The sequence below is a fragment of the Stenotrophomonas sp. K-6 genome (assembly GCF_056861555.1).
The window spans coordinates 116,386-131,096 of sequence record NZ_JBSPUC010000005.1 but is presented as its reverse complement, the minus strand read 5'-3'; the positions used below and the strand labels follow the sequence as shown (position 1 = coordinate 131,096).

The 14,711-nt window shown below is 66.9% G+C and carries 12 protein-coding genes; 7 read left to right on the top strand and 5 right to left on the bottom strand.

What is annotated here, in order from left to right:
• Positions 1–9 precede the first annotated feature (9 nt).
• The 4 genes from motA to AC13F7_RS15545 all read left to right on the top strand — a co-directional run bounded on the left by motA (position 10) and on the right by AC13F7_RS15545 (position 2,720).
• Positions 10–864 carry a flagellar motor stator protein MotA gene (gene motA, locus AC13F7_RS15560; protein WP_346473149.1) on the top strand — a complete coding sequence of 285 codons (855 nt, stop codon included), beginning with the start codon at positions 10–12 and terminating at the stop codon, positions 862–864.
• A 9-nt stretch (positions 865–873) separates the two neighbouring features.
• Positions 874–1,818: a flagellar motor protein MotB gene (gene motB / locus AC13F7_RS15555; RefSeq protein ID WP_481468519.1), complete on the top strand. Its 945-nt coding sequence runs from the start codon at positions 874–876 to the stop codon at positions 1,816–1,818.
• Between the two features lie 102 nt (positions 1,819–1,920).
• The gene (locus AC13F7_RS15550; RefSeq protein ID WP_483001941.1) at positions 1,921–2,430 is read left to right on the top strand and encodes a hypothetical protein; all 510 of its coding nucleotides are present in this window, start codon (positions 1,921–1,923) and stop codon (positions 2,428–2,430) included.
• A gap of 14 nt (positions 2,431–2,444) precedes the next feature.
• Entirely contained in the window at positions 2,445–2,720 is a 276-nt protein-coding gene (locus AC13F7_RS15545) for a DUF4031 domain-containing protein (RefSeq protein ID WP_259261711.1), read from the top strand.
• A gap of 48 nt (positions 2,721–2,768) precedes the next feature.
• On the opposite strand, the gene AC13F7_RS15540 is transcribed toward AC13F7_RS15545, so the two are convergent.
• The gene (locus AC13F7_RS15540) at positions 2,769–3,311 is read right to left on the bottom strand and encodes a DUF6630 family protein (RefSeq protein ID WP_346473153.1); all 543 of its coding nucleotides are present in this window, start codon (positions 3,309–3,311) and stop codon (positions 2,769–2,771) included.
• 136 nt (positions 3,312–3,447) lie between these two features.
• On the opposite strand from AC13F7_RS15540, the gene AC13F7_RS15535 reads away from it, so the two are divergent.
• On the top strand, positions 3,448–3,699 hold the full coding sequence (locus AC13F7_RS15535) for a DUF3297 family protein (RefSeq protein ID WP_483001939.1): 252 nt from the start codon (positions 3,448–3,450) through the stop codon (positions 3,697–3,699).
• Between the two features lie 85 nt (positions 3,700–3,784).
• Here AC13F7_RS15535 and AC13F7_RS15530 read toward each other — a convergent pair whose 3' ends face one another.
• Both AC13F7_RS15530 and AC13F7_RS15525 read right to left on the bottom strand, forming a co-directional pair.
• Complete coding sequence (locus tag AC13F7_RS15530) at positions 3,785–5,428, bottom strand: Na+/H+ antiporter (RefSeq protein WP_481468511.1); 1,644 nt, start codon at positions 5,426–5,428, stop codon at positions 3,785–3,787.
• Positions 5,429–5,559: 131 nt separating this feature from the next.
• Entirely contained in the window at positions 5,560–6,369 is an 810-nt protein-coding gene (locus tag AC13F7_RS15525) for a dioxygenase family protein (RefSeq protein ID WP_481468510.1), read from the bottom strand.
• Positions 6,370–6,468: 99 nt separating this feature from the next.
• Here AC13F7_RS15525 and AC13F7_RS15520 point away from each other — a divergent pair, with 99 nt between their 5' ends.
• On the top strand, positions 6,469–7,353 hold the full coding sequence (locus AC13F7_RS15520; protein ID WP_346473156.1) for a LysR family transcriptional regulator: 885 nt from the start codon (positions 6,469–6,471) through the stop codon (positions 7,351–7,353).
• A 19-nt stretch (positions 7,354–7,372) separates the two neighbouring features.
• Here the strand turns inward: AC13F7_RS15520 and AC13F7_RS15515 are convergent, their stop codons facing one another.
• Entirely contained in the window at positions 7,373–10,297 is a 2,925-nt protein-coding gene (locus tag AC13F7_RS15515; protein ID WP_483001936.1) for a bifunctional diguanylate cyclase/phosphodiesterase, read from the bottom strand.
• Between the two features lie 325 nt (positions 10,298–10,622).
• On the opposite strand from AC13F7_RS15515, the gene AC13F7_RS15510 reads away from it, so the two are divergent.
• On the top strand, positions 10,623–12,743 hold the full coding sequence (locus AC13F7_RS15510; protein WP_483001934.1) for a M13 family metallopeptidase: 2,121 nt from the start codon (positions 10,623–10,625) through the stop codon (positions 12,741–12,743).
• Positions 12,744–13,627: 884 nt separating this feature from the next.
• On the opposite strand, the gene AC13F7_RS15505 is transcribed toward AC13F7_RS15510, so the two are convergent.
• Complete coding sequence (locus AC13F7_RS15505) at positions 13,628–14,545, bottom strand: oxygenase MpaB family protein (protein ID WP_483001932.1); 918 nt, start codon at positions 14,543–14,545, stop codon at positions 13,628–13,630.
• Between the last annotated feature and the right edge of the window lie 166 nt (positions 14,546–14,711).

Genomic DNA, 14,711 nt, shown 5'->3' with positions numbered 1-14,711 from the left:
GTCGGCCCCATGCTCATCATCGTTGGTTTCCTCGTCGTCATCCTCAGCGTGCTCGGCGGTTACGTGGGCGCGCACGGCAAACTCGGCGCGCTGTGGCAGCCGTACGAGCTGGTCATCATCGGCGGCGCGGCGCTGGGCGCGTTCCTGGTGGGCACGCCGATCAAAACCGTGAAGCAGACCCTGCAGGCCAGCGTCGGCGTGTTCAAGGGCCCGGCCTACAAGCAGCAGGACTACATCGACGTCCTGAGCCTGCTGTACGAACTGCTCAACAAGGCCCGCCGCGAAGGCTTCATGGCGCTGGAAGACCACGTCGAGCGCCCGGCCGAAAGCAGCATCTTCGCCAATTACCCCAAGGTGCAGGCCGACCACCACCTGGTCGACTTCATCACCGACTGCCTGCGCCTGATGATCGGCAGCAACATCGAGCCGCACGAGCTGGAGCCGCTGCTGGAGATGGAGCTGGAAAAGCACCATGCCGAAGCGATGCAGCCATCGGCTGTGCTCAACAAGGTCTCCGACGGCCTGCCCGGTTTCGGCATCGTGGCCGCGGTGCTGGGCATCGTGATCACCATGGGCTCGATCGGCGGCGAGATCGCCGAGATCGGTGCCCACGTGGCCGGCGCACTGGTCGGTACCTTCCTGGGCATCCTGCTGGCCTACGGCTTCGTCAGCCCGCTGGCGGCCGCAGTGGAAGCCCGCGCCGAGCAGGACAGCCGCATCTACGAGTCGGTCAAGACCGCGCTGCTGGCCTGCCTGCGGGGCTACAACCCGAAGATCGCGCTGGAATTCGCCCGCAAGACCCTGCCGTCGAACGTGCGCCCGGGCTTCAGCGAGTTCGAAGCGCACCTCAAGACGGTCAAGTAAGGCACCCCCATGGCCGAGAACAAACCCACCGTCATCGTCCGCCGGGTCAAGAAGGCCGGCCACGCCGCGCACCATGGCGGTGCCTGGAAGGTGGCCTACGCCGACTTCGTCACCGCGATGATGGCCTTCTTCCTGGTGCTGTGGCTGCTGGCCGCCACCACCAAGCCCGAACGGGCGGCCATTTCCGAGTATTTCCGCAACCCCAGCCCGCTGGTCGGGCAGAGTGCGACGCCGGCGCCGGGCATGGCCGGCCCGGGCGGCGCGAGCACCTCGATGATCAAGCTGGGCGGCGCCACCGATATCTCGCGCGGCAACAGCAACGACCCCTTCCAGAACCAGCAGGCCGCCAAGCCGGTGCCGCAGACCGATCGCGAGCGGGAGAAACAGCAGCTCGAAGCCCTCAAGCAGGAGCTGGAAGAAGCCATCAGCAAGAGCCAGGCACTGGAGCCGTTCAAGGACCAGCTGCTGTTGGACCTGACCCCGGAAGGCCTGCGCATCCAGATCGTGGACAAGCAGAACCGCCCGATGTTCGACATGGGCAGCGCCACGCTCAAGCCTTACACGCGAGAGATCCTGCGCGAGCTGTCGCAGTTCATCAACCACGTGCCGAACCGGATCAGCATCACCGGCCACACCGATACCACCGCGTACAACGCCGTGCATGGCTACAGCAACTGGGAGCTCAGCGCCGACCGCGCCAACGCTGCCCGCCGCGCCCTGCTCGACGGGGGCATGACCGAAGACAAGGTGACCCGCGTGGTCGGCCTGTCCTCCTCGGTATTGTTCGACAAGGCGCAGCCGGACAATCCAATCAATCGCCGGATCAGCATCGTGGTGATGACCAAAGCCGCTGAAGCCGCCGCGCTGGCCGGGGCAGGCCAGGAAGTAGCGCTGTCGCCGACCGCCGCCGATGCGGATATCCAGGCGGCACTGGTGCCGGCTGTCGCGCCTTGAGGGACGTGGCGGCAGGGCTGCAGGGGGAATTCAGGGAATCCGTGGAGCCGGCCAGCGGCCGGCACTACAATGGGTCTTCCCTTTTGTAGATAGACGGCACTCATGTCCAAGCAGTCCAAGGCCAAGCGCGACAAGCGCAAGAAGCAGCAGCCCAAGCGTCCGATCAACCGCCTCAACGCCCAGCAGCCGGTGCAGAACCATGCCGTGCTGACCAACGAAGAAGGCCAGGTCGTCGCTGCGATCGGCCTGCAGGGCACCGAGTGGCTGCTGGCCATCGGCGGCCAGACCATGGGCAACGCCGACAATCCGGTGCCGATGCTGGCCATGCTCAAGCACCTGTCCAACGTCCAGGAAAAGGAAGGCCGCAAGGTCAACCTGGAGTACTCGACCCAGCTGCAGCAGCTGATCGACGACCTGGCGGCCGACGAAGGCAAGACCGCCGACGAGTATCTGTCGCAGCTGGTCTCCGAGTTCGAAGGCGTGGAAGGCGAAGGTGACGACGAGGCCGAAGACGCCGGGATCGTGACCGATGCTGCCGCCGAAGCCACCGCCGATGCACCGGCCGATGCCGAGCCGGCCCCGGCTGCCAGCGACGACAAGCCGCAGGCCTGAGCCACGGCCACCCGGTGACGGTCTATATCGACGATGCGGTACACCCCTGGCGCGGCGAGCGCTGGGCGCATCTGATGGCCGACACCCTGCCCGAGCTGCACGCGATGGCGGCGCAGCTCGGGATTCCACGGCGGGCGTTCCAGAACCGCCGCAGCGGCGCGCACTACGACGTGCCCGCTCCGTTGCGCCTGCAGGCGATCGCCCTGGGCGCGCAGGCCATTTCACGGCATACGGACCGCGCGCTGGTCAAAGCGGTCATCGCCAACGCGCGTGGGCAGTACCTCCCATAGGCGCAGGTGCCGACCGTGGGTCGGCACACGCCGACGCCAATCACGCCGTCAGAACGGATCGCTGCCCGGCCGCACTTCCACGCCCAGCAGCGAGCACAGCGCCAGCATCGCATCGTCATCGCGGTTGAGCGCCATCCACCCGGCCAGGGTGTCATTGCCGGTATCCACGCTCCACAGCGCGTAGTTGTGCTCGCGCAGGCGGTCATGGGCGGTGGCCATCAGCATCGGGGCATCCACCTCGGCGGCGAAATCCTCATCGTCCAGGTCGCCGCCCCAGTCGATCTGCAGGTTCCAGCGCGCGGACAGCTCGTTGACGGCCGACATCAGCGCATCGGCATCGCCACGCTCCACCTCGAAGCCGGACTGCCAGGCGATCGCGGCCATCATCGGCGGCAGCCAGTCGGCGTCCTCATCAATGCCCTCGCCGCTCTCCAGCAGCGCCTCGCGCCAGCGGTTGAACTGCTGCAGGGCCAGTTCCTCATCGCCCGGGTTGATCAGCACGAACAGATTCCAGATCCGCGCCTCGAAATCGTCCTCGTCGAAATCGCGTTCCTCTTCTTCGAAGTCGAAATAATCGCTGTTGTCGGGCATGGCCGGTATTCCTGGAGACAGGGGCGCATTCTGCCGTGCAAGGGCGTTGGCAGGAAGCGAAATTCGGCGCAGGGCCCGCTGCGGTTTATCCTGTACGGCAGAAGGCGGCCTTGGTGGTCGTCAGCATCCTGTGACCATGAGCGATACCCCTCCCGATCACCTGGCGATCAATCCGACCAGCCCCTTCCACAATGCTGCTGCGCTGGAGCGCGGCGTGGGCATCCGTTTCAACGATGTCGAGCGCGACAATGTTGAAGAGTATTCGGTCAGCGAAGGCTGGATCCGGGTGCAGGCCGGCAAGGCCCGCGACCGTCGCGGCAACCCGATGACGATCAAGATCAAGGGCACCGTGGTGGCCTACTTCCTGGATCAGAAGCCGGAGGCCTGATACCACGTCTGCCGGAGACGCGTGATCTACGTGTGCCGGGGTAGAGCCACCCCATGGGTGGCTCTGCACGTGACACAGTGCGGCCTCAATCGCGTTGCCGCGTCTCCAGCAGGTCCAGATTGCGGATCAGCCTGCGCGAGATCTCATCGGAAATCTTGCCACGCCGGGTCAGCCGGAACAGCTCTTCGCGCTCGGCGGTGAGCCCGGCGGTGCGCAGTTGGCGGTAGCCCTGCTCCATCCGCTTGACCTTGTCCGGATCGGCATCCGGCCCCGCTTCCTTCTCCAGATTGCGCTGGTACAGCAGGCTCACCCGCGAGGCGGCGTCGTTGTAGAGCTGCACGTTCTCGGTGGTCTGGTTCTGCACCAGCTGCTGGCGCGTGCGCTCCACGCCGGCCAGCGCAGCCTTGGCAGCGAGCTTGCGGGCCAGATCTTCCTCCTTGCGCTGACCCGAATCGGCCGGCAGTTCCAGGCCCTTGAGCAGGCGCGGCAACGCGATGCTGGCGCCCACCAGCGAGAACAGGATCACCGCCGCGGCCAGGAAGATCACCAGATCGCGCGCCGGGAAGGCGCTGCCGTCGGGGAGGAACAGCGGCAGGGTCAGCACGCCGGCCAGGGTGATTGCCCCGCGCACCCCCGCCACCGAGGTCGCCACCACGATCCGCCACGACGTGCCCTGCCGGGCCTCGCCACGATGACGCGCGCGCAGCAGGCTCCAGCGCAGCGACAGCCACACCCAGGCCAGGCGCAGCAGCACCAGCGCCAGATTGATCACCACCACGTAGACCAGCAGCCACCAGGCACTGTGGTGCCCGCTCTCGCTGACCGTCTTGATCGCGCGCTCCACAATGCCCGGCAGCTGCTCGCCGAGCAGCACGAACATGATGCCGTTGAAGCTGAACTGCAGCATGTTCCACACGGCGGTGCGCTGCACGCGCATGCTGCCGGACACGCGGCCGCTCAGTTCCACATAGCTCATCGTGATGCCGGCGGCGACTGCCGAAAGGATGCCCGAGGCGTTGAACTCTTCGGCCAGCAGGTAGGCCGCGAAGGGAATCAGCAGGTTGACCAGCAGCGCCGCGCCCGGCTCCTCGCCGAAGCGACGCCACAGCCAGCGCTGGAAGGTGGAGACGCCCAGCGTGACCGCGACACCGATCGCCAGCCCGGCCACCGCCACCCACAGGAACGTCAGCGAGGCGGTCGCCAACGAGAACGAGCCCGTCATCACCGCCGCCACCGCAAAACGGAAGCAGACCAGGCCGGAGGCATCGTTGAGCAGCGACTCACCTTCCAGGATGTGCATCAGCCGCTTGGGGATCGGCGCGCGCGAGGCGATCGAACTGACCGCCACCGGATCGGTCGGCGAGATGATGGCGGCCAGTGCGAACGCCACCGCCAACGGCATCACCGGGATCATCCAGTGGATCAGGAAACCGGCCCCGATCACGGTGAACACCACCAGCCCGAAGGCCAGTTCCAGGATCACGCCTTTATCGCGGAACAGGCCCTGTTTGGGAATGCGCCAGCCATCCAGGAACAACAGCGGCGGCAGGAACAGCAGGAAGAACATCTCCGGCTCGAGCGCGTGGCCGCGGTTGAACACGCCGGCAATGACCGCGCCCAGCCCGATCTGCACCAACGGCAGCGGCAACGACAACGGCAATACGCGGACCAGGTAGCCGCTGGCGACCACCGCCACCAGCATCGCCAGGACGACTTCAATGGTATGCATGCATTTTCCAGTAAGCAGCGCGGGGGAGGCTGCAGACAGCCGGCGCCGGAAACAGGAAAAAACGTACCACACGTGCGCCGCCACGCGAACGCGTGGCGCACACCCGGCTCAGTCCGCGGACAGCACAACGCTCATGCGGCGCGCTGCTGCGCATCGGCGCCGTCGAAGCGATAGATGTCCATCGCCAGGAACCCGGCATCGATGCCGGCATCGATACGCTGCGCGCCCAGCGCATCGCCACCTGCCGCGCCCATTGCAAAGTGCAGCGGCTGCAGGTGCTCATCGCTGGGGTGCGCCTGCGCGGCGTGCGGGGCCTGGCGGCGATAGTCGAGCAAGGCGGCGCTGTCATCGGCCTGCAGCCTCTGCTCCACCCACTCGATGAAGGGCCGCACATACGGCGCTTCCTTGCCGTCCGGGTAGCTGCGCCAGTCGTGCAGGTTGTGGGTGATGCTGCCCGAGCCGATCAACAGCACGCCTTGCTCGCGCAGCGGTGCCAGCGCGCGGCCCAACGCGAACTGATGGGCCGGCCCGAGCAGTGGCTGGATCGCCAGCGGCACGACCGGGATCTCCGCCTGCGGATACAGGAACCGCAACGGCACCCAGGCACCGTGGTCGAGACCACGCTGCGGATCGATCGCGGTCGGTAGTCCGGCCGCGGTCAGGCGCTGTGCGATCTCCTGCGCCAGCGCAGGCTCGCCCGGTGCCGGGTACTGCAGATCGAACAGCGCCTGCGGGAATCCACCGAAATCATGGACGGTCGGCGGTCGCGCATGCCCGCCCACCACCGGCTGATGGGTCAGCCAGTGCGCGGAGGCCATCACGATCGCGCGCGGTCGCGGCAAACGCGCCGCCAGCGCCGCCAGGCGCTCGCCGACCAGACCCGGGTTGAGGGCGGTCATCGGCGAACCGTGGGAGATGTACAGCGAGGGCAAGCGGGACATCACGGACTCCAGTAACGCTACGACGGCCCTAAGCGTATTGCGTGCAGCTCTGCCAATAAATACGATGCATCGACGCTGTTTATTTCGGAAAGAGAAACAATGGACACTCTGGATGCCATGCGTGTGTTCGTCGCCGTGGTCGAGCGCAACGGCTTCAGCGCCGCCGCGCAGGCCCTGGACCTGTCCACGGCGGGAGTGACCCGGCAGATCGCGGCGCTGGAAAAGCGCCTGTCGACCCGACTGCTCAACCGTACGACCCGTCGCGTGAGCCCCACGAGCACGGGCGCGGCCTATTACGCCGAGTGCGTGCGGCTGCTGGCCGAGTTCGATGCGCTGGAGGCCGGCATCAGCGCGCAGGCATTGGAGCCCTCGGGGCGACTGCGCATCAACGCGCCGGTCAGCTACGGCATCGCCCGGCTGGGTCCGCTGCTGGCCGGGTATCGCGCACGCTACCCGCAGGTGGAGCTCGATCTGTCGCTGTCCGACCGCCTGGTGGACATGGTCGAAGAAGGTTACGACGTGGCAATCCGCATCACCCGTCAGCCCAACCCGGCACTGATCGCGCGCAAGCTGGCCGACGCGCAGATCAGCCTGTGCGCGGCACCGGCGTATCTGGATGCGCATGGCCGTCCGCAGCAGCCTGAAGATCTCTCGGCACACGAGTGCCTGAGCTACAGCTACTGGGCCGGTGGCGATGCGTGGCCGCTGCAGGGGCCGCGCGGGGAGGTCTCGGTCCCGGTGCGCGGCAGTGTCCGTGCCAACAATGGCGATGTGCTGCGCGAGGCGGCGATTGCCGGCATGGGCATCATCCTTCAGCCCGATTTCCTGGTCGCCGATGCGCTCGCTGATGGCCGGCTGGAACGCGTGCTGCCCGAGTGGGCGGTGCCGGGCATCGGCATCCATGCGGTGTACACCAGCCGCAGCCATCTGGCACCGAAAGTACGCAGTTTCATTGATTACCTGGTGGAGGCACTGGGCGGATGACGCCCGGCCGCGCCCGGCACTACGCCTCCACCGCATCCAGCTGCGCGATCACCTTGGCCAACGGCATCGGCCGGCCAAGCAGATAACCCTGCACCTGGTCACAGCCATGCGCGGCCAGCCACTGATGCTGACCGGGGGTCTCCACGCCTTCGGCGATGATGGTCAGCCCCATGCTGTGCCCCAGTGACAGCAGTGCACGGCAGATCGAGGCATTGCGCGGATTGGTTTCCACATCCGCCACGAAGCTGCGGTCGATCTTGAGGATGTCCAGCGGCAGATGCTGCAGGTAGGACATGTTCGAATAACCCGTGCCGAAGTCGTCCAGCGAGATGCAGATGCCCTGCTCATGCAGGCGCTGCATGGTCTGTTTGGCCTGGCCGGGCTTGCGCATCAGGCTGCTCTCGGTCAGCTCGACCTGCAGCGCGCCGCGGGCCAGCCCGAACTCCTGGCTGGCGCGGGTGAACTCGGCCACCAGGTCGCTGTTGAAGAACTGCACCGCCGAGACATTGACCGCGATCGGCAGGTCCCAGCCGGCATCGACCAGCTGCCGCTGTGCCTGCGCCGCGGAGCGGATCACCCAGCGGCCGAGCGCGAGGATCAGACCGGTGTCTTCGCACAGCTGGATGAACTCACCCGGCGGAATGAAGCTGCCATCGGCCTGCGGCCAGCGCAGCAGGGCCTCCAGCGCGGCCGGGGTGCTGTCGGCCGCATGGCAGATCGGCTGGTAGTACAGCTCGAACTCGGTATCGATGGCGCTGTGGATGCGTCCGGCCAGGCGCAGCCGTTCGGCCAGGCGCGAACTCACCGTGTTGTCGTACCACGCGATCACGTTACCCTCGTCGCGCGCGGCGTGGGCGGCCTGCGCAGCCATGCCGATCACCTGTTCGGCCGTATTGGCATCGCCATCGAACTTCACGGCCACGCCGATACGCGGTTCGAACTGATGCAGCCAATCCTGCCCGCGGACCGGCTCGGACACGGTCTGCACCAACGTATCCAGCGCCGTCTGACGTTGATGATCGTCGCGGATGGCAAAGATGAAATCCTCGGCCGGCTGGAAGGCCAGCAGGCCGTAGCGCACGCCGAGGCCGCCCAGCCGTTTGGCCATCGCCTGCAGCACCACATCGCCCACCTCGCGGCCCAGCGTATCGGAGACCAGTTGCAGGCCACGGAACTGCACGTAGGCAATGGTGTACGCGCCGCCCTCTTCGTCCAGCTGCGCGGCCAGTGCACGCGTGTTGAGCAGGCCGGTGGCCGGGTTGTGGGTGGCGTGGTACGCCAGGTCGCGCTCGTAGGCCAACCGCTCGCTGACGTCCTCGGCCAGCACCAGGCACGCCTGGCGGCCATCGAAATCCAGCCGCGCCAGATGCGCGCGGACCTCGAAGATCGTGCCGTCCTTGCGCTGGTGCAGGCGGACCTGCGCATCCACATCACCGATCCGCGCCAGTGCGATGGCGCCGCGGATTTCCTCCCAGCCTTCGCGCGGGCGGATGTCCAGGATGCTCATCGACAGGAATTCATCGCGGCTGTAGCCGTACTGACGCACGGCCGCTTCGTTGACCTCCAGGAAGCGCAGCGTGTCCGGATCGAACACCCAGAACGGCGCGGGATTGCGATCAAACAGCAGGCGGAACTGACGCTCGGCCTGCTGCGCACGGGCCAGCGCGTCCATCCGTTCGCTGACGTCGGTCAGTGCCCCCATCATGCGGCGTTCGCGATCCACCACAGCCACCCGCTGACCTCGCGCGGAGACCCAGCGAACCACACCGCCCGTCAGCACCAGACGGAACATTTCATCCAGCACGCTGTTGCCCGCGAACGCGGCATCGAAGGCCACCTGCATGCGCGCCACGTCTTCACGATGGATGCGGGCAAAGAAGTCGGCGACCGGCAGGCTGTCGATCTCCACATCGAAGATCTCCCGCGCCAGCGGCGACCAGCGCAGCAGGCAGGCATCCTCATCGACGTACCAGGTGCAGACCTTGCCCACCTGGTGGGCCATGCGCAGCTCGGCATGGCCGGTGCGCAGTTCCTCGGTCAAGCTGTCCTGATCGCGCGTGGCCCGGCGCAGGCTGACGTACACCGCCCCGAACAGCATCCAGTACAGCAGATACACCCCGACCGAGGCCTGCACGTAGGGCCACCAGGCCGCCAGCACGTCGCGGCGCCCCAGCCCCGCATAGACCGCAAGCGGGTACTGCGCCAGGGTGCTCAGGCTGGAAATGCGCTCCACGCCATCCACACCGCTGGTCTCGGTGCCGAGCGGCGTCAACGCGTCACGCCGCAACATGTCGCGCTTGGTCAGGCCGAAGCGCTGCCCCACCACCCCGACGGGGTCCGGGCTGCGTGCCAACACATAGCCGTAGCGGTCGGTGATCGAAACCACCCCGCTCTCGCCGGTGTCCATGCCGCTGATGATCGAATGCAGCTCGTCGGTGCGCAGGCGCGCCAGCAGCCAGCGGTCCTCGCCCATGCGTAGCGCCAGCGGGAGCACCCAGCGTGAGGCGTCCTGTGCCTGTGGCGGGCCGAGGTACAACTGGCTGCTGCTGCCACGATTGTCCTCCACCGCCCACAGCGGCAGCTGCAGATCGCCGCTGCCACTGGTCAGCGCGCGCCCGTGCTGGTCGGCCACCACGATGCTGTGCAGCTCGGCATGCCGCTGCAGCACGCCGCTGATGGCGTCGTCGAGCAGATCCGGCGCCTGCGCCGGTACCCGCCGGAACAGCAGCGCGCCGTCTTCTGCGATGCCCTGCATGGCCCGCTCCAGATTGCGCAGCTCCAGCCGCAGCAGGCGCTGGGCACCGGTCGCCAGCGCCGAGCTCTGCCGCTGCGCAGCCTCCTGCCGCCGCTGATAGTCGTTGGTCAACATGGCCACCAGCCCGATCGCCAGCAGCACGCCCAGGGAAACCCCCAGCCACACGATCGTCCGCAATGGACGTGCCATGGCACGGCTCAACGCGGGCACCGCAACGCTCTCGTACACCGACGGGCTGATTTCATCTGTAGCGCTTCCTGGCTTCCCCAAACCTGAGCGGCCGACACCCGGGATTCTTGACGCTTGGATCTTCACACGGTCGCCAGTGGCCCCCGTGCGAACCCCGGCCGGCCCAGCATGCACCAGCGCGCGCGGCACGGGAAGAGGACGCTGTGCCCGGCCGCGTTGACAAACCCGAGGCCCGCCACAACCGGCAGGCGAAGCCGCCGGAGCCGGCATAACCACGCGACCAGGACGGGATTAGACTTGGGCGTTTCCGTTGCCGAGAAGCCCCATGTCCAAGCTGCGTCGCCCCACCCTGATGCTCGCCATTGCCGCCAGCCTGTCGCTGGGCCTGGCCGCCTGCGACCGCGAGGCCACCGCGCCGGCCGCCGCCGCGCCCGAGACCGCCCCGGCCGAACCGGCCGCACCCAAGCCGCAGCTGGGCAGTTTCGGTTTCGACGCCGCCGGCATGGACCGCAGCGTTGCCGCCGGCGATGACTTCTTCGGCTTCGCCAACGGTACCTGGGTCAAGAACACCGAAATTCCGGCCGACCGCTCCAGCTACGGCAGCTTCAACGTCATCGCCGAGAAAACCCTGGCCGACACCCGCGCGATCCTCGAAGGTGCCGCCGCCGATACCAAGGCCGAGGGCGAGACCAAGCTGATCGGCGACTACTACGCCGCCTTCATGGATGAGGCGGGCATCGAGTCGCGCGGCGCCGCCCCGGTCAAGCCGGAGCTGGACGCCATCGCCGGGATTGGCGACAAGGCCGCGTTGGCCACCGCGCTGGGCGGCACCCTGCGTGCCGACGTGGACCTGCTCAACGCCACCAACTTCTACACCGACCGCCTGTTCGGCGTGTGGGTCTCGGTGGACCTGCTGCAGCCGGACCGCACCGCGCCGTACCTGGTGCAGGGTGGCCTGGGCCTGCCGGACCGCGACTTCTACCTGCAGGGCGGCCGCATGGCCGAGATCCGCAAGCAGTACCAGGCCTACATTGCCCAGGTGCTGCAGCTGGCCGGCGTCGCCGATCCCGCCGCCAAGGCGCAGCGCATCCTCGCGCTGGAGACCAAGATCGCCCAGGCGCATGCCACCCAGGAAGAGACCAACGACGTCGCCAAGGGCGCCAATGCCTGGAAGCAGGCCGATCTGAGCGCCAAGGCACCGGGCATGGACTGGAGCGCCTTCCTGGCGTCGGCCGGCCTGGATGCCCAGCAGGACTTCATCGTCTGGCAGCCCAAGGCCGTGGCCGGCATGTCGCGCTTGGTCGCGACCGAGCCGCTGGAGGTCTGGAAGGACTACCTGGCCTTCCATGCGCTGGACCGCGCCGCCCCGTACCTGCCCAAGTCGTTCGCCGATGCGCGCTTCGCTTTCCACGGCACCACGCTCAACGGCACGCCGCAGCAGAGTGAGCGCTGGAAGCGTGCGGTCGATGACAGCAACCATGCCGTCGGCGAAGCGATCGGCAAGCTGTACGTCGAGCGTCATTTCGACCCGGCCACCAAGGCGCGCGCGGATGAGATGGCCAAGAACATCATCGCTGCGTTCGCCAAGCGCATCGATGCATTGGCGTGGATGTCGCCGCAGACCAAGGCGCGCGCCAAGGCCAAGGTGGATGGCCTGACCGTCGGCATGGGTTATCCGGACAAGTGGCGCGATTACACCGGCCTTGAGATCAAGCGCGATGACGCGCTGGGCAATGCCGAGCGTGCCGAGCTGTTCGAGTACCGCCGCAACATCGCCAAGCTGGGCAAGCCGGTGGATCACAGCGAGTGGGCGATGCTGCCGCAGACCATCAATGCGATGAACGTGCCGTTGGAAAACCGTCTGGTGTTCCCGGCCGCGATCCTGCAGCCGCCGTTCTTCGACGGGGCGGCCGATGATGCGGTGAACTATGGTGCGATCGGTGCGGTGATCGGTCATGAGATCAGCCACGGCTTCGATAATGCGGGTGCGTTGTTCGATGAGACGGGCAAGCTGCAGAACTGGTGGACGGCGGAGGATCTGAAGAAGTTCGATGCGGCCGGTGATGCGCTGGCGGCGCAGTTCAGCAGCTACAGTCCGTTCCCGGGGGTGTCGGTGAATGGCCGTTTGACGCTGGGTGAGAACATTGCGGACGTGGCGGGTCTGTCGACGGCTTACGATGCGTATCAGTTGTCGTTGCAGGGCAAGCCGGGGCAGACGCTGGAGGGCTTTACGCCGGATCAGCGGTTCTTCCTGGGCTTTGCGCAGGCGTGGCGGAGCAAGGCGCGTGAGCAGGCGTTGCGTAATTCGCTGTTGACGAATGTGCATGCGCCGGGGCAGTTCCGTGCGTTGACGGTGCGCAATCTGGATGCGTGGTATCCGGCCTTCGAGGTGAAGGAAGGTCAGAAGCTGTATCTGGCGCCGGAGAAGCGGGTCAAGGTGTGGTGAGGCGTTTCATTGCGTTTTGCTGAGATGAAAGAACGGGCGCTTCGGCGCCCGTTTTTCTTTGCTGCAGAGCTGCAGAGCTGCAGAGCTGGAGCAGAGCAACGGCTGGGGTTTGCGGCTTCTCTGAACTGGGCGGGGCGGGGGGGGGGGGGGGGGGGGGGGGGGCGGGGCGACACGGGAAAGACGGGTGGGCCCACCCAAAGAGGGGCTCCTCCCCACGGGGGGGGGTGGGGGGCTCCTTTCACGGGGGGGGGCTGGGGGGGGGTGTCGGGACCCGCTGCAAGTACGTCCATGTAAGCTCGTATGCCGCCATCCATGGCGGCATACGGTCCCGCCACCCCACCCATGCCCACCCTTTGACAATGGGCTGGTCCGCAAGGGAAAAGCGGTCCCCGGCTCCGCGGCTGTGGCAGTGATTGGGTTTGTTTCGCTGGCCCGCTTCGATCTGTAGCTTTGCTACTCGGCTTCGTGGAGCAACACAGTGCCGCTCTGCTGCTGCGCTGTGCTCTGCCGCTCAGCTTTGCTGCTCGCGCTCTACTGCTCGCGCTTTGTTGCACCGCACTTCTGCAGTTCTGTGCTGCTTTGCTGTTTAGCATCGCCACTCTGATCCACTGGTTGGCACTGCTACTGAGTCTGCCTCTTACCGCTACTGCTCCGCGTTCCTGCAGCACTGCGATTCCGCGTTGCCGCTCAGCTCCGCTTACTGGCTTTTGACCTCAGCATGGCCGCCAGCCAATTGTCGGGGGGCGGGCATGTGCAGGCTGGAGGGACCGTATGCCGCCATGGATGGCGGCATTCGAGCTTACATGGACGTACTTGCAGCGGGTCCCGGAAGCCTGTGCGTGCCCGACCCAACCAGCGGGCACAGGCACTCGCGATTCACCGCTTCAAGGCCAATCAGCAAGCACGCTGGCAGGAACGCCCATCCGCGTGCACGCCCGCGTCGCCAGGCCATCCTGCAGTGCACGCCGGAACAGCGGTGCCATGCCCTTCAGCACCACGGCAGACGCCCGTGATTGCGCACGTTGCATCGGCGTGCGCTCGATCATCGTCGTCGCCCAGTCCGGCAACAACGCCGCGCCCGCACCGAGGAACAGCTCACGTGACAACCCCGCCATCGGCACCGGCAGGCGGATGCCGGACAGCACCTCCAGCACCTCGCGCGAGCGCGCATCGAACAGCAGCGCCGATTGCTGGTGTGCGAAATACGCGTCCACCTCCGTTTCCGACGCCGGTACATTGGTGGCGCCGAGTGCTTCGGCCACGCGCTTGTACTCGCGGTAATACTGATCGGCGACCGCCGTGGGCACATCGCGGCAATACCGCCGGCAGCCTTGCAGGAAGCCGTAGGCCTCGGTGACATGCACCCAGGTCAGCAGCGCGGGATCGTCGGCGGAATACGCGCGGCCGTCGGCTGTGTGCCCCCGCACCTGGGCGTGGATGCGGGTCACCTTGGCGATCAGCGCCTCGACTTCCGCCGTCGGTGCATAGGTAGTGCCGGCGACAAACGCGGTGGTGCGGCGCAGGCGGCCGACCAGGTCAGCACGGAAGTTGGAATGGTCGTATACACCGGCCAAAGCCAGGGGATGCAGGGTCTGCAGCATCAGGGCGCACAGGCCGCCGGCGAGCATCCCGGGGAATTCGGAGTGCACGCGCCAGGTGATGCTGTCCGGGCCGAACCAGCCGGGGTCGCCCAAAGGATGGTCGTAATCGATCCCGCTCTGGCCGCGGGGAAAAGCACCCAGCACCCAGCGGCGGATCGGGGCGGTGGCGGGGCGGGCAAGCGAACGCAACAGGGAGGACATCAGCAGTACCGAGGCGGAGCGGACCGGCGTTTCGCGCGGATGCGTCAATTCTGCGTGATACCTGCAGGGCTGGCGAGGACCTTGCCCAACAGGGGGCCGGCGATGTGCATGTGCAGCATGGAAAGGACCGTCTGGCGCCTATTTACCCCGCCATTTACGTGCCGCA

Coding starts and splice junctions, on each gene's coding strand:
- motA (WP_346473149.1), top strand. CDS start 10: ATGCTCATCATCGTTGGTTTCCTCGTCGTCATCCTCAGCGTGCTCGGC.
- motB (WP_481468519.1), top strand. CDS start 874: ATGGCCGAGAACAAACCCACCGTCATCGTCCGCCGGGTCAAGAAGGCC.
- AC13F7_RS15550 (WP_483001941.1), top strand. CDS start 1,921: ATGTCCAAGCAGTCCAAGGCCAAGCGCGACAAGCGCAAGAAGCAGCAG.
- AC13F7_RS15540 (WP_346473153.1), bottom strand. CDS start 3,311: ATGCCCGACAACAGCGATTATTTCGACTTCGAAGAAGAGGAACGCGAT.
- AC13F7_RS15535 (WP_483001939.1), top strand. CDS start 3,448: ATGAGCGATACCCCTCCCGATCACCTGGCGATCAATCCGACCAGCCCC.
- AC13F7_RS15530 (WP_481468511.1), bottom strand. CDS start 5,428: ATGCATACCATTGAAGTCGTCCTGGCGATGCTGGTGGCGGTGGTCGCC.
- AC13F7_RS15525 (WP_481468510.1), bottom strand. CDS start 6,369: ATGTCCCGCTTGCCCTCGCTGTACATCTCCCACGGTTCGCCGATGACC.
- AC13F7_RS15520 (WP_346473156.1), top strand. CDS start 6,469: ATGGACACTCTGGATGCCATGCGTGTGTTCGTCGCCGTGGTCGAGCGC.
- AC13F7_RS15515 (WP_483001936.1), bottom strand. CDS start 10,297: ATGGCACGTCCATTGCGGACGATCGTGTGGCTGGGGGTTTCCCTGGGC.
- AC13F7_RS15510 (WP_483001934.1), top strand. CDS start 10,623: ATGTCCAAGCTGCGTCGCCCCACCCTGATGCTCGCCATTGCCGCCAGC.
- AC13F7_RS15505 (WP_483001932.1), bottom strand. CDS start 14,545: ATGTCCTCCCTGTTGCGTTCGCTTGCCCGCCCCGCCACCGCCCCGATC.